The following is a 19,848-nucleotide window of genomic DNA, read 5'->3' as shown; positions in this document are numbered from 1 at the left end:
AGTGCTGATGGACGGGCTGTCATGTTCCCGGGGGAAAGGCCTCCGGGAGGCGGCCGGAGGCCTCGGAGCCTCGCAGTAGGCGGTCCTCCAGTTGCGTCTCGGCCGCCATGCGGGCCGCGAGCCCGTCCAGCGTGGCCGCGCACCGCACGTTGCAGAGCCCGCGTTGGAGGAGTTCGCGAGAGATGCCGTGACGGCGCACGGCGTACCACCCGCCGCCGACCGCGTCGGAGACCAGCCAGTGCCTGCCGTACTTCGCCCGCAGCTCCGCCAGCGTCACCGGCATGGTCTGTCACCCACGCGGACAGTTGACGGGAATACCGGAAGCCGCCCATTCCAGGCGGCTAAAGCCGACGATCGGCTCGGGGGGATGGCCACACGCCAAGGTTAGGGAACTTGACGTGGTCATTCAATTACAGCTAGTAGTTACGGCCGTGAGTGGCCAATGCGAGCGAGGTTTCCACACCCCGATGTGGCGGGCCGGTCGTCGCTCGATCACGCTGTACGCATGAACGCGAACGAGCTGACGGCGACGCGGAGGTCCCTCCACGCGGTCGCAGAGTTGATCATGGCGGGGCCGCAGTACCGGCAGAGCGGGACAATCCGTCTCCGGGTCACGCCGGGAGGGTTCGCGACGGTCACCGATCCGGACCTGCGCGTCGATGGGAACGAGCTGGTGGTGGGAAGCGAACGCCTGCCGCTGGACGGGAGATCCTTCGATGATCTGGGCAGGGAGACCGGTGCGGGTGCCGGCGCCCCGGAGAATCTGTACACCGACGGCTCGGGGGCTTCGCTGGACGACATCCTGACCGTGGACGCCGCCGCCGCCGAGCACCTGGAGAAGAGCCTGGCCCTGGGCGATCAGGCGTTGCGCGCGTTCGCCCCCGAGGCCACGCCAGTGCTGTGGCCCGAGCATTTCGACCTCGGCATAACGCTCGACAAGGTCGGCTATGGCGTCTCGCCGGGTGACGGCTACCTCGATGTCCCCTATGCCTATGTCAGCCCGTGGGAGCCGGGGAGCGGTGACTTCTGGAACGCGCCCTTCGGCGCGGCGCGCCCCCTCAGCGACCTTCCTGACCTTCAGGCCTTCTTCGCGGAAGGCAGGGAACGCGCGACCTGAGCGGTCCGACGGCACCCTCGGCCACCACAATTGGGTCATGAGCCAATGGCAGGAGACTCGTGAGCGGGTGCGCGAGTTCGCCCTCGGCCTCCCGGGGGCCTACGAGGACTTCCCGTGGGGCGAGAGCGTCGTCAAGGTCAACAAGAAGATCTTCGTCTTCCTGGGGCCGGACGAGGAGACCGACAAGTGGGAGCCCAGGTTCTCCGTGAAGCTGCGCGAGTCGAACGGGCACGCGCTCAACCTGCCGGGTGCCACCCCCACGGGGCACGGCCTCGGCAGGGCAGGGTGGGTCACGGTCCCGTTCTCCGACGACGTGCCGGACGCCGTCCTGGCGTGCGACTGGGTGGAGGAGCAGCGCGGCGCCGGCGAACGCCGTCGTCCACAACGACGGCCGTCCTGTGGACGAGGTCGCCCGCGAGGTACTCGACCTGTGGACAGCGGGTTCAGTAGTCGACGGCCGCGTCGATGATCCAGTCGGCGAGATAGCGGGCGAAGGACGCGCGCACCAGCACCCAGAACTCGTCGTCCTCGCGGGCGACCAGTACGACCTGTGCCCGCGCCAGCATGGTCTGGGCACAGCTGCCCGGCCTGAACACCGACGGGTGCAGGTCGAGGGAGCATCCGTGCGCCAGCAGATCACGCGCGCCCGGCCCTGCCACCAGGAGGGTCGTCCGCTGTGCCGAGACGTCGGTCACGGCCACGTCCTCCGAGCGGGGAAGGTCGAGATCTCCGATGGCCAGCCACTCGTCGGGGCCGAGCCACAGCACGTCGGTCTCCCCCGAACGCAGCCACGTCCCCGGCTCGACCGGCAGCCGCAGCCCGAAGGAGGGCGGGACCCGGGCGGGGTCGACGCGCACGTTGGTCTGCCGCAGGAACGGGATCTCCCGCACGCGGACCCGAGCGTCCGACACGCCCTGGAACCCGGCCAGCGGACTCACGCGCTCGACCATCTCCCGATGCCCGGCACGTGGGTTCACCCGGTCAGGGGTCGCTGCGTCAGGGGTCGCTGGGTCAGCCATCGCGGCGGGCTCCCTCGGGGTCGTAGAGGACGTGGTGGGTGACCGTCACCGGGATCAGGCGGTCGCCGACCGGCGCGTACAGGCGCTCGCCGATCCGGTCCCTGCCGCCGCTCACGAGGGCGAGCGCGAAGGTGCGGCCCAGCGCCGCGCTGCGGTAGCTGGAGGTCACATGGCCGAGCATGGGCACAGGGGGCTCAGGAAGCCGGTCGAAGGCGACGAGCTGCGTGCCCTCGGGGAGGAGCGTGCCGGGATCCTCGGGCACCAGCCCCACCAGGTGCCGGCGGTCGGGCCGTACGGCGTCGGGACGGGCGAACGACCGCCTGCCGATGAAGTCCGCCTTCTTCTTGGACACGACCCAGTCCATGCCGAGGTCGGCGGGCGTCACCGTGCCGTCGGTGTCCTGGCCGACGATGGGATACCCCTTCTCGGCCCGCAGGACGTGCATGGTCTCGGTGCCGTACGGCGTGACCGCGCCGGTCGCTTGGATCGCCTCCCACAGCGCCGGGCCGTACCACCAGCTGACGTTGATCTCGTAGGCCAGCTCGCCGGAGAAGCTGATCCGGCAGACGCGTGCCTCGATGCCCGCGACCTCGGTGTCCCGCCAGGTCATGAACGGGAAGCTTTCTGTGTCCACCGCGAGGTCCGGGGCGAGCCCGGCCAGCACGTCACGCGAGCCGGGCCCGGCCAGCGCGACGGTCGCCCACTGCTCGGTGACCGAGGTGCAACGGACCCGCAGGCCGGGCCACTCGGTCTGCAGCCATTCCTCCATCCAGTCGAGTACGGCCGCCGCGTTGCCCGTGGTGGTGGTCACCAGGAAGCGGTCGGGGGCGAGGCGGATGACGGTGCCGTCGTCGAACACCATGCCGTCCGGCCGGCACATCACCCCGTACCGGATCGCGCCCACCTTGAGCGTGCTCATCATGTTCGTGTAGAGCCGGTCGAGCAGCTCGGCCGAGTCGGGGCCCTGGACGTCGATCTTCCCGAGGGTGGAGGCGTCCATGGCGCCCGTGGCCTGCCGTACGGCCCGGCACTCGCGCAGCACCGCGGCCGTCATGTCCTCGCCGGGCCGCGGGTAGTACCAGGCCCGTTTCCACTGCCCTACGTTCTCGAAGAGGGCGCCGTGGGACACGTGCCAGTCGTGGATGGCGGTGACCCGTACGGGATCGTGCAGCGCGCCCCGGTCGCGTCCCGCGAGGGTCGCGAAGGACACCGGGACGTACGGCGCGCGGAACGTGGTCGTGCCGAGCTCCGCGACGCCGACCCCGAGCATCCCGGCGATGACCGCGCTGGTCAGCGTGCCGGAGGTCTTGCCCTGATCGTGCGCCGTGCCGGCGGTCGTGTAGCGCTTGACGTGCTCGGCCGATCGCAGCCCCGCGCCGGTGGCCCGCTGGAGGTCGGCCACGGTGACGTCTCGTTGCAGGTCCACGAAGTGGCCGGAGTAGTCACCGGAGGGGACCAGCCACAGGTGCTCCGCCCCCACCACCCGTAGGGGATAGGAGGGCAGCGGGGAGCCGGATCCGGCCGCCTCGCCGTCGGCCAGGCATCCGGCCGGCGTGAAAACCCCCCGGGCCGAACCCACCACCTCCACGGCCTGCGAGAACCGGCCGGCCGGGACGGCCCGACCGGCCTGTCCGGGCGGGGTGGTGAGCGCCGGGACGAACGTTGTCAGCGCCTCGTCGTAGCGGAGTTCGCCACCGGACTGGCTGAACAGGTGGACCACGGGGTTCCAGCCGCCGGAGACGAGCAGCAGGTCGGCCTCGACCTCACGCCCCCCGACGTGGACGGCCCGTACGCCCTGGTCGTCCGGGCCGCCGACGACACCGGTGACGAGCCGGCCCTCCCGGGCGTCGGCGATCTCCGCGATCTCCACGCCCGCCTCCGCCAGGTCGCGGGCCGCGTCGTACGCGCTGTCGCCCGTGGTGAAGACCACCGCCCGTCGCCCCGGCAGCACGCCGTACCGGTTCACGTACGCGCGCGCGGCCGAGGCCAGCATGACGCCCGGCAGGTCGTTGCCGCTGAAGGCGATCGGCCGCTCGTGCGCGCCCGTCGCGAGGACGACCCTGCGGGCGCGGATCCGCCAGACCCGCTCCCGCGTCACGGCGTCCTCGCCGCGGCGCTCCACGGCCACCAGATAGTTGTGGTCGTAGTACCCGACGACGCTCGTACGGAACAGAACACGCACATCAGGAAAAGTCGTGAGATGGGCGGCCGTGTCGCGTGCCCATTCGGCGCCGGGCCGGCCGTCCACCGTCTCGGCGGTGTCCGGCAGGCTGCCCCCGGGCTGGAAACGGTCGTCGGCGAGGATCACCCGGGCCCCGGTGCGGGCGGCGGTCAGCGCCGCCATCAGCCCCGCGGGACCCGCTCCGACCACCAGGACGTCGCAGTGCGCGTGCGTGGCGTCGTAGCGCGCCGGGTCGGGCTCGGGGGACAGCCTTCCCCGTCCGGCCAGGCCGGTGGCGGCCAGCGCCTCGTACAGCGGGATCGTGGTGGCCTGCACCATGGGCTCGGGGAAGGGCTTTTCGATCTGGACCACGGCGTTCGGCTCCTCGGTCCACGCGCCGAAGATCCCGCGAGGGCGGCCGAGCGTGACGCTGCTCCCGACCTTCCGCACGCCATTGGCGAGCAGGGCGGCGGCCAGCGTGTCCCCCCGGTACCCCTCGTAGGGCCTGCCGTCGAAGGTGAACCGCAGCACCTCGCCCTCGTGACCGGCCCGGCGGCGCGTCATCGCGAACCTTCGATCTCGTTGGTCACGGTGTCCCTGGTGAGGTTGAACCAGCGTCGGCAGCCGGCCGCGTGGTTCCACCGTTCGTCGAACGCGCCCTTGGGGTTGTCGCGGAAGAACAGGTAGTGCGCCCACTCCTCGTCGGTGAGGGCGCCCGGGTCCAGGGGGTACGCGACGTGCGCCTGCCCGCCGTACCGGAACTCGGCCTCGTCGCGCGGCCCGCACCACGGACAGGGGATCAGCAACATCGGTCGGGCTCCTTCAGTGGGCCACGGCGGCGGCGCCGTGCTCGTCGACGAGCGCGCCCGTGGTGAATCGTTCGAGGGTGAAGGGCGCGTTGAGCGGGTGCGGCTCGTCGTTCGCGATCGTGTGCGCGTAGCACCAGCCGACGCCCGGCGTGGCCTTGAAACCACCGGTGCCCCAGCCGCAGTTGACGTACAGGCCCTCGACCGGGGTGAGCCCGACGATCGGCGAGGCGTCCGGCGTGACGTCGACCACCCCGCCCCACGTACGCAGGACGTGCGCGCGGGCGAAGACGGGGAACAGCTCCAGCGCCGCCGCCATCTGCCGCTCGATGATGTGGAAGGCCCCTCGCTGACGGTAGGAGTTGTAGGTGTCGATGCCCGCGCCCATGACCAGCTCGCCCTTGTGCGCCTGGCTGACGTAGACGTGCACCGCGTTCGACATGACGACGGTCGGGTGCACGGGTTCGAGGAGCTCGGAGACCAGCGCCTGGAGGGGGTGGCTCTGCACCGGCAACCGCAGCCCGGCCATCCCCGCCACGACCGACGAGTGGCCGGCGGCCGACATCGCCACACGGCCCGCCGCGATGCGTCCGCGTGTAGTGTGCACAGCCAGCGCGCGGCCGTCCACGACCTCGATTCCCGTGACCTCGCAGTGCTCGATGAAGTGGACGCCCATCGCGGAGGCGGCCCTCGCGTATCCCCAGGCGACATAATCGTGCTTGGCGATGCCCGCCCGGGGCTGGTAGGTCGCGCCGAGCACCGGGTACCGGGCGTCCTGCCTGATATCGACGATCGGGCAGACCTCCTTGACCTGCGCCGGGTCGAGCCACTCGGCGTCGACGCCGTTCAGCCGGTTGGCGTTGACGCGGCGCACGCCGTCACGCACGTCCTGGAGGCCGTGGGCGAGGTTCAGCACGCCACGCTGGCTGAACTGGACGTCGTAGCCGAGGTCCTCCTCCAGCCCTTCCCAGAGCTTCAGCGCGTGCTCGTAGATGCCCGCGCTCTCGTCCCACAGGTAGTTCGACCGGATGATGGTCGTGTTGCGCGCCATGTTGCCGCCGGCCAGCCAGCCCTTCTCCAGCACGGCGACGTTGGTGATCCCGTGGTTCTTCGCCAGGTAGTAGGCCGTGGCGATGCCGTGCCCGCCGCCGCCGACGATCACGACGTCGTAGGAGCTCTCGGGCTCGGGGCTGTCCCAGAGCCGGTCCTGCCCGGTCATCGCTCTCCCCGATCCGTGGGTCATGCGCGCAGCCGCTTCATGGCGGGGTCGAACAGCGGTTCCTCCGCCACGACGGCGGCGACGCGCTCGCCGAAGTAGCCGATGTGGACCACCTGTCCGGGGGTCGACAGCCCAGCCGACAGCCAGGCGTAGGCGATGCCCTTGCCGATCGTGTAGCCGTACGCAGCGCTGGTGACGTACCCGACGCAGTCGTCACCGTCGTAGACGGGCTCCTTGCCCATCACCACGCTCGCGGGGTCGTCGATGGTCAGGCAGGTCAGGCGGCGGCTCACCGAGGCCCTGCGCTCCTCCAGCGCCGCCCTGCCGACGAAGTCGCCCTTGTCCATCTTCACGGCGAAGCCCAGCCCCGCCTCGTACGGATCGTGCTCGTAGGTCATGTCGGTGCCGAAGGAGCGGTAGCCCTTCTCCAGGCGCAGGCTGTTGAACGCCCCGCGCCCGCCCGCGACCACGTCGTACGCCTGCCCGGCCTCCCACAGCGTGTCCCACAGCTTGAGGCCCATGTCGGCGGTCGTGTAGAACTCCCAGCCCAGCTCGCCGATGTAGGACAGGCGCAGGGCCGTCACCGGCACGGAGCCGATGTAAGCCCGCTTGGCGCGGAAGTAGCGGAACCCCTCGGCCGAGAAGTCGTCCTCGGTGAGCGGGGCGACCAGGTCACGGGCGCGCGGGCCCCAGACGCCGACGCAGCAGGTGCCGGGCGTGATGTCCCGGATGGACACCGACGGGGGCCGGTGCCGGGTGAGCCAGTCGAGGTCCAGGTTGCCGTTGGCCCCGACCTGGAAAAGGTCCCGGCCCAGCCGGGCCACGGTGATGTCGCTGCGGATGCCGCCGTCCTCGTCCAGCAGCAGGCAGTACGTCACGGAACCGATGGACTTCTCCACGTCTCCGGTGGAGACGCGGGAGAGGAACGCCGCCGCGCCCGGCCCGCTGACCTCCAGCCGCTTCAACGCTGTCATGTCGTACAGCGCGACGCCCTCCCGCGACGCCTGCGCCTCCGCGCCCACGATGGGCGACCAGTAGCGCGCCGCCCAGTCGCCGGGCACGGGGATGTCCCGGCCTTCGGCCAGCCCGGCGTTGGCCCCGTACCACTGGGGGCGCTCCCAGCCCGAGGCCTCCAGGGAGAAGGCGCCGAGCTCCCGCTGGCGCGGGTGGAAGGGGCTCACGCGCAGCGGGCGGAGGTTCTCCGGCGGCTGGAGCGGATGGATGATGTCGTAGACCTCGACGAAGTTCTGGCAGTCGCGGGTCAGGACGTACTCGGGGGCGAGCTGGTGCGGCTCGAAGCGGTTCACGTCGCACTCGTGCAGGTCGAACGAGGAGCAGTGCCCGTCGACCAGCCACTCGGCCATCGCCTTGGCCACGCCCGCCGAGTGGGTCACCCACACGGCCTCGGCCACCCAGAACCCCTTGACCTCGGCGGACTGCCCGAGCAGTGGCATGTTGTCGGTGGTGAAGGAGAAGAGCCCGTTGATGCCCTCCTCGACCTTGGCGTCCCTGGCGGGGGGCAGCAGGGACCGGGTCTCGTTCCACGCGTCGGCGAAGTCGTCGGGGGTGAACGGGGTCACCGACGGCATCACCTCGGCCTCCCCCACCGAGACGATCGCCTCGGGCCGCACAGGCATCGGGCGGTGACCGTAGTAGCCGACGGCCAGCCGGTCGTACCGCTCCCGGTAATACAGGTCGGCGTCCTGGTGGCGCAGGATCGGGCGCGTCGCCTCCTCGGTCTGCCCGCTCAGCGCGGGCACCGGGCCGGTCCAGGCGAGCTGGTGAGCGAGCGGGGTCAGCGGGAGCGTCATCCCGACCATGCCGGCGACCTTCGGTCCCCAGATGCCCGCGCAGCAGACGACGAGGTCGGCGGGGATCTCCCCCTTGTCGGTGACCACGGCGGTCACCTGGTCGTCCTCGACGCGGATGTCCAGCACCTCGTGCCGGTCCAGGACGCGCACGCCCCGGTCACGGGCGAGCCGGAGCTGCGCCTCGACGGCGCGTACGGCCTTGGCGATGCCGTCGGTCGGGACGTACAGGCCGCCGAGCACGCGGCCGGGGTCGAGGAGCGAGTGGCGCTCCACGCACTCCTCTGTGGTCAGGAGTCGCGCCTCGACACCCCACGCCGTCGCCCAGCCGTGCCGCCTGCGCAGCTCCGCGAACCGCTCCGGCGTCGTGGCCACCTCAAGGCCGCCGACCTGGAGGAAGCATTCGAGCCGCATGAGCTTCTCGACGGTGTAGCGCGCCATCTCGGTCATGGTCTTGGACGGGTTCGTCTGGAAGACCAGGCCAGGCGCGTGTGTGGACGAACCGCCGGGCGCGGGGACCTCGCCCTGGTCCACCACGGTGATGTCGTCCCAGCCTCTGGCCGAGAGCTCCTCGGCGAGCGCCGCGCCCACCACACCCGCTCCGATGACGACGACCCGGGGGCCCGTCATAGCCACCTCCGTTGCGCATGATGAACCGTGGTGCGCTTGCCGCAACAAGCGTGACCCGCCGGGAAAGGGGTGTCAAGACCGCGAAGCGACAAGGACATGCGAACGCCGCGCCCGCCGAAGGGGTGCGGGCGCGGCGTCAAGGAAACGGCACGGAACAATCGGCCCGGTGCGGACGGCGCGGGGGAGACGGTCAGCTCGCGGGGAGCCAGGCCTTCACCTTGTCGGGGTTGTCGGTGACCCACTTCTTGGCGGCGTCCTCGGGCGACATCTTGTCCTCGGAGATGTACTTCGCCACGAGGTTCTGGTCGTCGTTGGTCCAGGTGAAGTTCTTGACCAGCTGGTACGCCGGGCCGGCCGCGTCGGCGAACTTCTTGCTCACGATCTTGTCCAGCTCGTACGGCGGGTAGTCGCACGCGACCTTCGCGGCGTCGGCGTCACACCCGTCGGTGTACTCGGGGAGGTTGACCTTGACCAGCTTGACCTCCGACAGGAACCACTGCGGCTCGTAGAAGTACCCGATCATCGGCTTCTTCTGGGCCTCGGCCTGGCGGAACCCTGTGATCAGTGCCGCCTCGCTGCCGGCGTAGACCACCTTGTAGTTGAGATCGAGGTTCTTGACCAGGGCCGCGTCGTTGGTGACGAACGACGGGTCGCCGTCGAGCAGTTGTCCCTTGCCACCGGACTCGGAGGTCTTGAACAGGTCGGCGTACTTGTCGAGGTTCTTCCAGTCGGTGATGTCGGGGTACTTCTCGGCCATCCACGGCGGCACGTACCAGCCGATGATGCCCTTGTTCCCGGTCGGGCCCGCCTCGACCGCGACCTTCTGGTCCTCGATGTACTTCTTCTTCAGGTCGTCGTGGCCCCAGTTCTCCACGACCGCGTCGACCTCGCCGGTCGCGAACCCCTGCCAGGCGACCTCCTCCTTGAGGTCCTTCTTCGTGACCTGGCAGCCGAGCTCCTTCTCGGCCACGTACGCGATCACCGCCGCGTTGGCCTCGTACCCGACCCAGGGGTTGATCGCGATGTTCACGGCCCCGCACGCCTTCGCCGACGGCGCCGCCGCCCCCGAGGCGGACGGGGTCTCTCCCACCTTCGCGCCACCGCACGCGGAGACGAGGAGGCCGGCGGCCGCCACGAGCACCACCGCCCGCGGCCGTGCGATCCTCGAAACTCTCACCACTTTCACCAGGGTCCTCCTGTATCGAAAGCCGCCTGCGACGGCCGATGTCCACCCGTGACGGGCCTTTTCCGAACATTCCGCTAGTGCCGCCCGTGGGCGGCGGCGTCGGCACGCCGGGCCGCGGTCTTGGTGATCGCGGCCAGCATGGTGCCGAGCACGACGATCGCGAGACCCGCCGCAAGACCCTTGCCGCGCAGTTGGAGCTGGGAGAACCCCGACACCACGTCGTAGCCGAGCGCGCCGGCGCCCACCAGGCCGCCGACCACCACCATGGCGAGCACGTAGCAGAGCCCCTGGCTCGCGGCGAGGGTGACGGCGCTGCGCGCCATCGGCACCTGCACCTTGGAGATGATCTGCCACGTGCTCGACCCGGCGGCCGTCGCGGCCTCGACCGCGCTCGCGGAGACGCCCTTGATCCCGTCGGCGACCAGCTTGGTCGCGACGGGCGCCGCGTAGAAGACGGCCGCGATGATCGCCGTGAACCGGGTGGCGCCGAACAGGCCGAGGATCGGTACGAGGTACACGAAGGCGGGCATGGTCTGGCCGGCGTCCAGCACCGGGCGTATCACCCGGTCGGCACGGTCGTCGCGGCCCATCCAGACCCCGACCACGATGCCCAGCGCCATCACCAGCACGGTGGCCACGAGCGTCGCGGCCAGCGTCACCATGCTGTCCTGCCACAGCCCGAGCACCACCAGCAGGGCGAGGCAGGCGGCGCAGACGACCGCGACCCGTACGGTGGCGAGGACCAGCGCGGTCACGGTCACCACGAGCAGCACGAGCCACCACGGCGACCCGGTCAGCACCGCCTCGAACGGGTTGAGCAGGCCGTACGTGACGAGGTTCTTGAAGCCGTTGGTGTAGGGGTACAGGTTGACCTGCGCCCACTGGCTCGCCGCGTCGGCGGCCCTGCGGACGTACGAGCCGACGTCGGTCTCGTCGGGGAACTCCGCGGCCCACACGTAGATGTGCGACAGGTAGACGAGCACGGCGGTGAGGGCCACCACCACGGCCACCTGGACGCGGCGCCAGAGCGGCCCGCGGGCGCGGCCCGCGCGGTGGGCGGTCTCGACGCGGCGGCCGGCCGCCGAGGTCACCCGGTCGAGCACGATCGCCATGATCACGATGGCGAGACCTGCGTTGAACGACGTGCCGACGTCGAGCGTCTCCAGCGCCTTGAGCACGGTCTTGCCGAGCCCCGGCGCGTCGATGAGCGCGGCGATCGTCGCCATGGACAGCGCGGCCATGATGGTCTGGTTGACCCCGACGATGATGGTCCGCTTGGCCAGCGGGAGCCGCACCTTGCTGAGGAGCTGCCACGGGGTCGACCCCAGCGACGTGCCCGCCTCCACGGTGGTCGCGGGCACCTCCCTGATCGCGTGCGCGGTGATGCGGATCGCGGGCGGAATCGCGTAGATCATCGTCGCGACGGTGGCGCTGGCCGGGCCGATGAGGAAGAAGAGGGTGAGCGGCGCGAGGTACACGAAGGTCGGCATCGTCTGCATGAAGTCGAGCACCGGGCCGACGAGGCGGTTGAACCGGTCGTTCAGCCCCGCCCAGATCCCGAGCGGGATGCCGATGGCCAGCGACAGCACGACGGCGGCCAGCGTCAGCGCCAGCGTGTCCATGCTCTCCCGCCACAGGCCGAGCAGCCCGAAGGAGACGAAGCCGGCCACGGTCAGCAGCGCGACCCTGAGGTTCCCGTACAGCCACGCGACCGCCGTGGCGATGCCGACGACGCCGAGCCACCCGATCACCGGGACCGGACGGCCGAAGGACTGCTGGCTGATCAGCGCCTGGACGAACCTCACGAACTCATCGATGAAGAGCCTGATGTAGTTCACGAAGTACAGGAAGAACGGGTTCTCGTTACGGCTGTCGTCGATGGCGTTCGCGGCCTCGCTGATCCGCTCGTGCAGAGGGGTCAGCTCGGCGCCGCCGAGCGGCAGCGTGGCCTGCCCCCGGAAGAAGGCCCACAGCAGGATCCAGGCCGCGAGGATCCCCACCAGCAGGTACGGGCGTGACCACACCGGCCGGCGCACCGCCACCGTCGCCGTCACCTGGCGCTCACCCCTCGACGTCCGGGCACGCTCATTCGGCGATCACCTCGAGGATCTCGGCGCTTCCGACGACGCCGAGCAGCTCACCGTCCGACACCACCCGCACCGGGCGGTCGGCGTGCAGGATGGTGTGGACGGCGTCCCTGATGACGACGTCGGGACCCAGCTCGGGGCCGTCCAGCGCGTCGCCGTCGCCGGGCGGCCTCATGATCCACTTGAGGGTCAGCACGTGCGAGCGGGACACCTCGCTCACGAAGTCCCGCACATAGTCGTCGGCGGGGGCGCCCACCACCTCGTCCGGCGTTCCGGTCTGGACGATCCGGCCGTCGCGCATGACCAGGATGCGGTCACCGAGCTTCAGCGCCTCACTCAGGTCGTGCGTGATGAAGATCATCGTCTTGCCCACCTCGCGGTGCAGGCGGATGACCTCGTTCTGCATGTCACGGCGGATCAGCGGGTCGAGGGCCGAGAACGGCTCGTCGAAGAACAGCACCTCGGGGTCGACCGCCAGGGCGCGGGCCAGGCCCACTCGCTGCTGCATGCCGCCCGAGAGCTGGTCGGGATAGGACTCGGCGTATCCGTCCAGCCCGACCAGGTCGAGCATCTCGGTCGCCCGCCGGTGGCGGGAGTCCTTCTTCATGCCCTGGATCTCAAGGCCGTAGGAGATGTTGTCCAGCACCCGCCGGTGCGGCAGCAGGCCGAAGTGCTGGAAGACCATCGCGAACCGGCGGCGGCGCAGCTCGCGGAGCTCCTTGTCACCGGCCTTGCGGATGTCGGTCCCGTCCAGCAGCACCTCGCCGGCGGTGGGCTCGACCAGCCGGGTCAGGCAGCGTACGAGCGTGGACTTGCCGGACCCCGACAGGCCCATCACCACGAAGACCTCGCCGCTCCGTACAGCGAACGAGGCGTCGCGCACCGCCGCGACGCAGCCCGTGCGCTCCTTCAGCTCGGCACGTGAGAGCTCCGCGAGCGGCGTTCCCGCCACCCGGTCGGCCCGGGGGCCGAAGACCTTCCACAAGCCGCGCACGTCGAGGATCACCGGCTCCTCGTCCGTGGAGGGTTGCGAGAGTTCGGCCGGCGACGTCGCGGTCATGGTCACCTCGCGGTTCGAGGGGGGTGGAGGCCGGTCACGCCCTCCAGCTGCCACCGCGACAGAGATCTGCCACGGACCTCTCATTTGCATTCTGGTTGCGTATCACGCACCGGAATGCTTAACGAGGAACAGAATCGACCCTGGCGTCAGCCCCGTCAAGGCTTGCCGCGTTTCCCTTATTGGCCGAAACCCGCACGGCCGTACCACCCGAGACGTGAAGAGATCTCGGTGGCGGCGGCCACTACCTGGGCGGTGACGGCCGGGAGCCGCTCGGCGGGCAGCCGGAAGGTGGGCCCCGAGGCGCTGAGCGAGGCGACGACCGCCCCGTCGGCGCCGAACACCGGGGCCGCGACGGCGGTCAGGCCCAGCTCCAGCTCGTCGACGGCGGTCGCGAAGCCGTGCTCGCGCACCGCGTCGAGCTCCTCGCGCAGACGGGCGGCGTCGGTGACGGTCCGCTCGGTGAACCGCGCGAGCGCCACGGCCGTGACCTCCTCGAACCGCCCCTCGGGGGCGTGGGCGAGCAGCACCTTGCCGTTGGAGGTGGCGTGCAGCGCGATGCGCCGGCCGGTCCAGTTGTGCGCCTGCAGCGCCGAGGTGCCGGTCATCTGGTCGAGGTACAGCGCCTCGTCACGGTCGAGAATGGCGATGTTGACGGTCTCGCCGACCTGCGCCGCGAGCCGGGTGCCGACGGGCCGTCCCTCCCGCACGACGTCGAGCCGCGCGGTGGTCGCGCCCGCGAGCCGCAGGACGCCGACGCCGAGCCGGTAGCGCCCGCGCTCGTCGTTCTGGTGGACCAGGTCGTGGTTCTCCAGCGTGGCCAGCAGCCGGAAGGCCGTCGAGCGGTGCACGCCGAGCTCGGCGGCGAGCTCGCTGACGCCGAGCTCGCCGTGCTGGGCCAGCAGTTTCAGAACCGACAGCGCGCGGTCGACGGACTGCACGCCGGCGCTGTCGCGTTCATCGTTGCCCATGGCACAACCCTATTCAGAAGGCGCACCGGCCCGGCCGGGATGGCGGTAGAACTCGACGTGCTCAGGCGGCAGAGGGGTGTTGCCGAGGATCAGGTCGGCGGACTTCTCGGCCACCATCATCACGGGGGCGTAGATGTTGCCGTTGGTGACGTACGGCATGACCGAGGCGTCGACCACGCGCAGCCCTTCCAGGCCGTGCACCCGCATGGTCTCCGGGTCCACCACGGCGTCCTCCCCCACGCCCATACGTGCCGTGCAGGAGGGGTGCAGGGCGGTCTCGCCGTCCCGCGCCACCCAGTCGAGGATCTCCTGGTCGGTCTGGACCGAGGGTCCGGGCGACAGCTCGCCCGCGTTGAAGTCGTCCATGGCGTGCTGGTTGAGGATGTCCCGCGCGACGCGGATCGCCTCCACCCACTCGCGCCGGTCCTGCTCGGTCGACAGGTAGTTGAAGCGCAGCGCGGGATGCACCCGGGGGTCGGCGCTACGGATCTTCACCGAGCCGCGCGCGTCGGAGTACATGGGGCCGATGTGCACCTGGTAGCCGTGCCCGCCCGCCGGAGCCGAGCCGTCGTACCGCACGGCGACGGGCAGGAAGTGGAACATCAGGTTCGGGTAGGCGACGTCCTCGTTGCTCCGGGTGAAGCCGCCCGCCTCGAAGTGGTTGGTCGCCCCGGGGCCCGTGCGCAGGAACAGCCACCGCGCCCCGACCCAGGGGCGGTTGCGCCACTTCATCGCGGGCTGCATGGACACGGGCTGCTTGCATCCGTACTGGACGTAGACCTCCAGGTGGTCCTGGAGGTTCATGCCCACCCCCGGCAGGTCGTGGACGGGCCGCACGCCGACGGCCTTCAGCTCGGCGGCGTCGCCCACTCCGGAGAGCTGGAGGAGCTGCGGCGAGTTGATCGCCCCACCGCACAGGATGACCTCGCCGGCCCGTACGGTCTGGCCGTTGTACTCGACGCCGACGGCACGCTTCCCCTCGAAGAGGATCTTCGTGACGAAGGCCCGCGTCCTGATCTCCAGGTTGGGGCGCCGCTTGACCGGGTGCAGGTACGCGCGGGCGGCCGACAGGCGGCGGCCCTTGCGGATGTTCCGGTCGAAGGCCGCGAAGCCCTCCTGGCGGAAGCCGTTCACGTCGTCGGTGAGCGGGTACCCCGCCTGCCGCACGGCCTCGAAGAAGGCGTCGAACAGCGGGCCGGAGGCAGGTCCGCGTTCGAGCACGAGCGGCCCGTCATGCCCGCGGAAGGCGGTGCCCGGGTCGGCCGTGGCGTTCTCCATGCGCTTGAAGTACGGCAGGCAGTGCGCGTAGTCCCAGGTCTCCATGCCCGAGTCGGCGCCCCAGCGCTCGTAGTCGAGCGGGTTGCCCCGCTGGAAGATCATGCCGTTGATGCTGCTCGACCCGCCCAGCACCTTGCCGCGCGCGTGGTAGATGCGGCGGCCGTTCATGTGGGGCTCGGGCTCGGACTCGTACTTCCAGTCGTAGAACCGGCTGCCGATCGGGAACATCAGCGCGGCGGGCATGTGGATGAAGACATCCCAGGGGAAGTCCGAGCGGCCGGCCTCAAGGACCAGCACCCGGACGGAGGGATCGGCGGACAGCCGGTTCGCCAGCGCGCTTCCGGCCGATCCACCACCGACGATGACGAAGTCGTACATTCCTGCCTCGTCTCGCTCACGGGTAGCTTGCACTTCGTTCGTAGCGATTGACGCACAACGTTGCATTCTGCGCAACCATCCCGACCGAATCGCGGAAATGGACGTCACCCTGCCCTCCCGCCTACAGTCCCCAGCTATGGGCAACGATTCCTCGGCCGGCGTGCAGTCGGTCGACCGCGCCATCAGCGTGCTGGAGATCCTCTCCCAGCGCGGCGAGGCCGGTGTCAGCGAGATCGCGGCGGAGATCGGAGTCCACAAGTCGACGGCCTTCCGGCTCCTCGGCGCCCTGGAGGCGAGAAGCCTCGTCGAGCAGGCCGAGGACCGCGGCAAATACCGGCTGAGCTTCGGCGTCATCCGCCTCGCGGGCGGGGTTGCCTCCCGCCTCGACCTCACCCAGCAGGGCCGTCCGGTCTGCCGGCGCCTGGCCGAGGAGATCGGCGAGACCGTCAACATCGCCGTCGTGCGCTCCCACTACGCCGTCAACCTCGACCAGGTGCGCGGCCCGTCGGCGGTCACGGCGTACAACTGGGTCGGGCAGCTCACCCCGCTCCACGCCACCTCCAGCGGCAAGGTCCTGCTGGCCCACCTGGACGAGCGCCACCGCGACCAGCTTCTCTCCACCGCGGGCCTTCAGCGCTTCACCCCCGCGACCGTCACCTCGGCCGCCGAGCTGGCGCCCCAGCTCGACGAGGCCAGGGCGCGCGGGTACGCCGTGACCCTGGAGGAGTACGAGATCGGGCTGAACGCCATGGCCGCCGCCGTCCGCTCCTACGACGGAGAGGTGGTGGCGGCCGTCAGCGCCTCCGGGCCCGCCTACCGCTTCAGCGACAAGCGCATGCACGAGCTCGCGCCCGTGCTGATCGACGGCGCCGCCGACATCAGCCACCGCCTGGGGTTCTCCGGCTGAGTGCCGGGCGGTCAGTGGCCGATGCCGAGCTTCCCGGCTGAGCGCCGGGGGTTCAGCCGCCGATGCCGAGCTTTCCCGCGACCCAGTCATGGAAGCCCGCGATGTGGTGCTCGCTCGGCACGAGCACGCCGCCGTTCGCGTACGCGCGGGAGCTCATCGCCGGCTGGCAGCGCTCGCACGCGTCGAAGTCCTGCACGTTGACCTTGTGGAAGAGCTCGACGGACGGGCCGAGGTCCTTGCCGCCGTCAACGACCTCGGGAAGGAACAGCCAGTCGCACTCCACGACCGTGCGGCCGGCCGCGAGCGGGAACATCCTGTGCACGATCGCGTGGTCGGGCACGAGGTTGACGAAGACCTGCGGCTTGATGGTGATCGCGTAGTAGCGGCGGTCCTGGTCGTCGCGCACGCCCGGGATGCGGTCGACCCCCGGCGAGCCGTCGACCGTGAACCCCTCGATGCCGGAACCGAAGGCGGCGCCGTGGCCGACGAAGTACTGCGCCGCGTACCCGTCGGCGAACTCGGGCAGCACCTCGGTCAGCTCGGGATGGATCGTCGCGCAGTGGTAGCACTCCATGAAGTTCTCGACGATCAGCTTCCAGTTCGCCTTGACGTCGTAGACGATCCTGCGGCCGACCTTGAGGTTCTCGATGCCGTAGTTCTCGATCGAGGCGAGGTCGCCCAGGCGGGTCACGACCGCGCCGAGCACGTCCTCCTCGAACGAGGGGGGCTCGTCGGCGAGGCACACCCAGACGTACCCGATCCACTCGCGCACGTGCACGTTCACCAGGCCGTACTCGACCCGGTCGATGTCGGGCATCTTGGTGAGGTTCGGCGCCGCGATGAGCTTGCCTTCGAGGTCGTACGTCCACGCGTGGTACGCGCACTGGAAGGCCCGCCGGACCTCGCCGGACTCCTCCGTGCAGATGCGGGCGCCCCGGTGCCGGCAGACGTTGAGGAACGCGCGGATCGAGCCGTCCCTGGCGCGGCTGACGATGATGTTCTCGCGCCCCACCTGGACGGTGCGGAACGTGCCCGGCTTTCCGAGGTCGTCCGACCTGGCCACGCAGAACCACATCGACTCGAAGATGCGCTGCTGTTCGAGGGCGAAGACGTTCTCGTCGGTGTACAGGCCGCCGGCAAGGGTGGCGAGCAGGCTCGACGTGCTCACGAGTCACTCCTCGGTCGCCCCGCCGTCACGCCCGGCGGGAGGTTGGGGGCCGCTTCGGACGGCACCACGTAGATCATCCCGTCCTCGACCACGACCCCGTGGGTGCGAACGGCGAGCTTGGCGGGCGGGCTGTCCACCTGGCCGGTCCGCAGGTCGAAACGGCTGGAGTGGAGCGGGCACTCAATCTCGCAGCCTTCCAGCCACCCATCGGCGAGGGAGGCGTCCTGGTGCGTGCAGGTGTCGTCGACGGCGTAGATCTCGCCGTCATCGGTGTGGAATACGGCCACGGGCGGATCGATGTCGAGCCGGTGGGCCTCGCCCCGCGGCAGAGCCGCGAGGGGACACGCTGGGATCACGTGGATACCCCTCAGTTGTGAATCGCGGAACGGGACTCGCTATGCGCAACAGATTGCGTCCCAGGTGAGCCGCCTGTCAATACACCTGCGGGGGCGGACGGCGTGGAGATGGCCTTCCTCCGAAGCCAGCTTCCTGTTACTCGATGCGTCCCGGGCGCACGCCGGGACTTCTTCCCGGCACCGAGCCGCCATCCGGAAAGATGTCCGCCATGCGGCTTGAATGGCACCTCTGGGGATATGTCGTCTTAGCTACAGTTTTGTGGCTGCCTGTCGTGGTCCTCGTGGCGCACCTGCTGGCCCGGCGGCGCGCCCGCGGCGGCCATCCGCACCCCGCCCGTACGGCTTACGCGGACGTCTTCGCGGTCGCCGGCACCCTTCCCTGGCTGTGGATGATCCTCACTCCCGGCCGGACCCCGGGGGTCAGCCTCGTGCCGCTGCGCGATCTCGCCGAGCTGGCGAGCGGCCCGTTCGGAGCGGCGTTCGCGCAGGTGGGAGGCAATCTCCTGGTCTTCGCCGCACTCGGCGCGCTCCTGCCGATCCGCTCGCCCTACTTCACCCGCCTGTGGCGCCTCGCCCTCCTCGCCGGGGCCCTGTCGGTCACCGTGGAGGCGCTGCAGTACGGCCTGCGGCTCGGCCGCGTGTCGTCGGTGGACGACGTCCTCCTCAACGCGGCGGGAGCCGTACTCGCGGGCCTCGCCACGCGGCCATGGCACGCGGCGCCGGCCACGGTTGGGACCGGTCCACAGTAACGGCCCCGGAAAAGGCCCGAAGATCACCACACGGGCACGATTCGCACAAAAGAAGCACGGGACCAACCTTCGTATCTGTGCGATCGTGGACAAGGCGGGGCAAGTTCTCTGGAGACGCAGACCGCTTTGGTGACTGAGGGTGATAGAGCGTGATGGAATCCCCGGTACCTCACGAACCCCCGATCTATCGCCGGATCGCCGATCGCCTACGCCAGGCGATCGCGACCGGCGAGTTCCGCGATGGGGACCGGCTGCCGGGCGAGAACGCCCTCATGTCCGAGTACGGCATAGCCCGGGCCACGGCGAGGCAGGCGCTCGCCGTCCTCATCAACGAAGGCATGGCCGTGCCGAGGCGCGGCTCGGGGGTCTACGTACGGCAGTTCCGGCCGATCAGGCGGCACGGGTCTCGCCGCCTCTCGCGCGAGCAGTGGGGCGCGGGCAAGGCCATCTGGGACTCCGACACGACCGGCCGCCCGTACACGGTCGACGACCTCACCATCACCCGCGAGGCGGCGGCCGACGACGCCGCGCGGGTGCTGGGCTGCGACGAAGTGTGGGTACGGCGGCGCCGCTACTCCGTGGACGGACGGGCGGTGCAGCTCGCGGCATCCCACTTTCCGGCCGAACTCGTCACGCAATCCCCGATCACGGCGGAGGACACCGGCCCGGGCGGCGTCTACGCCCGGCTGCGCGACCTCGGGCACGCGCCCGCGCACTTCACCGAGGAGGTCCGCGCCAGGATGCCCACGCCCGAGGAGGCCGCCAAGCTGGGGCTGCCCGCCGGAACCCCGGTGATCGAGGTGTGCAGGTCGGCGTACGCCTCCGGAGGCATGGCGGTCGAGCTCAACAAGATGATCATGGACGGCGCGTCGTATGTACTTCAGTACGACTTCGACGCCTGAGTCAAGAGCTGCCGTCAAGCGTTAGGTTGACCTGTCCACCCCGAACATT

The 19,848-nt window shown here is 70.3% G+C and carries 18 protein-coding genes; 5 read left to right on the top strand and 13 right to left on the bottom strand.

What is annotated here, in order from left to right:
- Window positions 1-19: 19 nt before the first annotated feature.
- Complete coding sequence (locus tag AB0O34_RS12300) at window positions 20-283, bottom strand: hypothetical protein (RefSeq protein WP_363915401.1); 264 nt, start codon at window positions 281-283, stop codon at window positions 20-22.
- 222 nt (window positions 284-505) lie between these two features.
- Here AB0O34_RS12300 and AB0O34_RS12295 point away from each other — a divergent pair, with 222 nt between their 5' ends.
- Both AB0O34_RS12295 and AB0O34_RS12290 read left to right on the top strand, forming a co-directional pair.
- A complete protein-coding gene (locus tag AB0O34_RS12295) occupies window positions 506-1,117 on the top strand; it encodes a hypothetical protein (RefSeq protein WP_363915400.1) in 612 nt (203 codons plus the stop codon).
- Between the two features lie 37 nt (window positions 1,118-1,154).
- Window positions 1,155-1,586: an MmcQ/YjbR family DNA-binding protein gene (locus tag AB0O34_RS12290; RefSeq protein ID WP_363915399.1), complete on the top strand. Its 432-nt coding sequence runs from the start codon at window positions 1,155-1,157 to the stop codon at window positions 1,584-1,586.
- Here AB0O34_RS12290 and AB0O34_RS12285 read toward each other — a convergent pair.
- From AB0O34_RS12285 to betA, 10 genes are all read right to left on the bottom strand, one after another.
- Window positions 1,561-2,136 carry a sarcosine oxidase subunit gamma family protein gene (locus AB0O34_RS12285; protein WP_363915398.1) on the bottom strand — a complete coding sequence of 192 codons (576 nt, stop codon included), beginning with the start codon at window positions 2,134-2,136 and terminating at the stop codon, window positions 1,561-1,563. The genes AB0O34_RS12290 and AB0O34_RS12285 overlap by 26 nt on opposite strands.
- Window positions 2,129-4,861: a 2Fe-2S iron-sulfur cluster-binding protein gene (locus tag AB0O34_RS12280; protein ID WP_363915397.1), complete on the bottom strand. Its 2,733-nt coding sequence runs from the start codon at window positions 4,859-4,861 to the stop codon at window positions 2,129-2,131. The genes AB0O34_RS12285 and AB0O34_RS12280 overlap by 8 nt, the downstream gene beginning before the upstream one ends.
- The gene (locus AB0O34_RS12275) at window positions 4,858-5,106 is read right to left on the bottom strand and encodes a sarcosine oxidase subunit delta (RefSeq protein WP_363915396.1); all 249 of its coding nucleotides are present in this window, start codon (window positions 5,104-5,106) and stop codon (window positions 4,858-4,860) included. The genes AB0O34_RS12280 and AB0O34_RS12275 overlap by 4 nt, the downstream gene beginning before the upstream one ends.
- Before the next feature lie 13 nt (window positions 5,107-5,119).
- Complete coding sequence (locus tag AB0O34_RS12270) at window positions 5,120-6,322, bottom strand: sarcosine oxidase subunit beta family protein (RefSeq protein WP_363915395.1); 1,203 nt, start codon at window positions 6,320-6,322, stop codon at window positions 5,120-5,122.
- Between the two features lie 20 nt (window positions 6,323-6,342).
- Window positions 6,343-8,760 (bottom strand): FAD-dependent oxidoreductase, encoded by a 2,418-nt coding sequence (locus AB0O34_RS12265; RefSeq protein WP_363915394.1) that lies wholly within the window; start codon window positions 8,758-8,760, stop codon window positions 6,343-6,345.
- Between the two features lie 190 nt (window positions 8,761-8,950).
- A complete protein-coding gene (locus AB0O34_RS12260) occupies window positions 8,951-9,946 on the bottom strand; it encodes an ABC transporter substrate-binding protein (RefSeq protein WP_363915393.1) in 996 nt (331 codons plus the stop codon).
- Between the two features lie 74 nt (window positions 9,947-10,020).
- Entirely contained in the window at window positions 10,021-12,000 is a 1,980-nt protein-coding gene (locus AB0O34_RS12255) for an ABC transporter permease subunit (RefSeq protein ID WP_363915392.1), read from the bottom strand.
- Window positions 12,001-12,031: 31 nt separating this feature from the next.
- Window positions 12,032-13,093: a glycine betaine/L-proline ABC transporter ATP-binding protein gene (locus tag AB0O34_RS12250; protein ID WP_363915391.1), complete on the bottom strand. Its 1,062-nt coding sequence runs from the start codon at window positions 13,091-13,093 to the stop codon at window positions 12,032-12,034.
- 176 nt (window positions 13,094-13,269) lie between these two features.
- Window positions 13,270-14,061, bottom strand: a complete 792-nt coding sequence (locus AB0O34_RS12245) for an IclR family transcriptional regulator (protein WP_363915390.1) — start codon at window positions 14,059-14,061, stop codon at window positions 13,270-13,272.
- Between the two features lie 9 nt (window positions 14,062-14,070).
- Window positions 14,071-15,717 (bottom strand): choline dehydrogenase, encoded by a 1,647-nt coding sequence (gene betA / locus AB0O34_RS12240; protein ID WP_363915389.1) that lies wholly within the window; start codon window positions 15,715-15,717, stop codon window positions 14,071-14,073.
- A 136-nt stretch (window positions 15,718-15,853) separates the two neighbouring features.
- Here betA and AB0O34_RS12235 point away from each other — a divergent pair, with 136 nt between their 5' ends.
- Window positions 15,854-16,624: an IclR family transcriptional regulator gene (locus tag AB0O34_RS12235; protein WP_363915388.1), complete on the top strand. Its 771-nt coding sequence runs from the start codon at window positions 15,854-15,856 to the stop codon at window positions 16,622-16,624.
- 52 nt (window positions 16,625-16,676) lie between these two features.
- On the opposite strand, the gene AB0O34_RS12230 is transcribed toward AB0O34_RS12235, so the two are convergent.
- The gene (locus AB0O34_RS12230; protein ID WP_363915387.1) at window positions 16,677-17,792 is read right to left on the bottom strand and encodes an aromatic ring-hydroxylating dioxygenase subunit alpha; all 1,116 of its coding nucleotides are present in this window, start codon (window positions 17,790-17,792) and stop codon (window positions 16,677-16,679) included.
- Window positions 17,789-18,148, bottom strand: coding sequence for a bifunctional 3-phenylpropionate/cinnamic acid dioxygenase ferredoxin subunit (locus AB0O34_RS12225; protein ID WP_363915386.1), 360 nt, complete (start codon window positions 18,146-18,148; stop codon window positions 17,789-17,791). Before AB0O34_RS12225 ends, AB0O34_RS12230 begins: the two co-directional genes overlap by 4 nt.
- A gap of 272 nt (window positions 18,149-18,420) precedes the next feature.
- Between AB0O34_RS12225 and AB0O34_RS12220 the strand changes: the two genes are divergently transcribed.
- Both AB0O34_RS12220 and AB0O34_RS12215 read left to right on the top strand, forming a co-directional pair.
- A complete protein-coding gene (locus AB0O34_RS12220) occupies window positions 18,421-18,897 on the top strand; it encodes a VanZ family protein (protein ID WP_363915385.1) in 477 nt (158 codons plus the stop codon).
- A gap of 152 nt (window positions 18,898-19,049) precedes the next feature.
- The gene (locus tag AB0O34_RS12215; RefSeq protein WP_363915384.1) at window positions 19,050-19,799 is read left to right on the top strand and encodes a GntR family transcriptional regulator; all 750 of its coding nucleotides are present in this window, start codon (window positions 19,050-19,052) and stop codon (window positions 19,797-19,799) included.
- Window positions 19,800-19,848: the final 49 nt, after the last annotated feature.

The organism is Sphaerisporangium sp. NPDC088356 (genome assembly GCF_040685555.1).
In the GTDB taxonomy this organism is placed as follows: Bacteria; Actinomycetota; Actinomycetes; order Streptosporangiales; family Streptosporangiaceae; genus Sphaerisporangium.
This window is presented reverse-complemented; position numbering and strand designations above follow the sequence as displayed.

Coding starts and splice junctions, on each gene's coding strand:
- AB0O34_RS12290 (WP_363915399.1), top strand. CDS start 1,155: ATGAGCCAATGGCAGGAGACTCGTGAGCGGGTGCGCGAGTTCGCCCTC.
- AB0O34_RS12270 (WP_363915395.1), bottom strand. CDS start 6,322: ATGACCGGGCAGGACCGGCTCTGGGACAGCCCCGAGCCCGAGAGCTCC.
- AB0O34_RS12265 (WP_363915394.1), bottom strand. CDS start 8,760: ATGACGGGCCCCCGGGTCGTCGTCATCGGAGCGGGTGTGGTGGGCGCG.
- AB0O34_RS12215 (WP_363915384.1), top strand. CDS start 19,050: ATGGAATCCCCGGTACCTCACGAACCCCCGATCTATCGCCGGATCGCC.
- AB0O34_RS12280 (WP_363915397.1), bottom strand. CDS start 4,861: ATGACGCGCCGCCGGGCCGGTCACGAGGGCGAGGTGCTGCGGTTCACC.
- betA (WP_363915389.1), bottom strand. CDS start 15,717: ATGTACGACTTCGTCATCGTCGGTGGTGGATCGGCCGGAAGCGCGCTG.
- AB0O34_RS12275 (WP_363915396.1), bottom strand. CDS start 5,106: ATGTTGCTGATCCCCTGTCCGTGGTGCGGGCCGCGCGACGAGGCCGAG.
- AB0O34_RS12245 (WP_363915390.1), bottom strand. CDS start 14,061: ATGGGCAACGATGAACGCGACAGCGCCGGCGTGCAGTCCGTCGACCGC.
- AB0O34_RS12295 (WP_363915400.1), top strand. CDS start 506: ATGAACGCGAACGAGCTGACGGCGACGCGGAGGTCCCTCCACGCGGTC.
- AB0O34_RS12300 (WP_363915401.1), bottom strand. CDS start 283: ATGCCGGTGACGCTGGCGGAGCTGCGGGCGAAGTACGGCAGGCACTGG.
- AB0O34_RS12250 (WP_363915391.1), bottom strand. CDS start 13,093: ATGACCGCGACGTCGCCGGCCGAACTCTCGCAACCCTCCACGGACGAG.
- AB0O34_RS12235 (WP_363915388.1), top strand. CDS start 15,854: ATGGGCAACGATTCCTCGGCCGGCGTGCAGTCGGTCGACCGCGCCATC.
- AB0O34_RS12285 (WP_363915398.1), bottom strand. CDS start 2,136: ATGGCTGACCCAGCGACCCCTGACGCAGCGACCCCTGACCGGGTGAAC.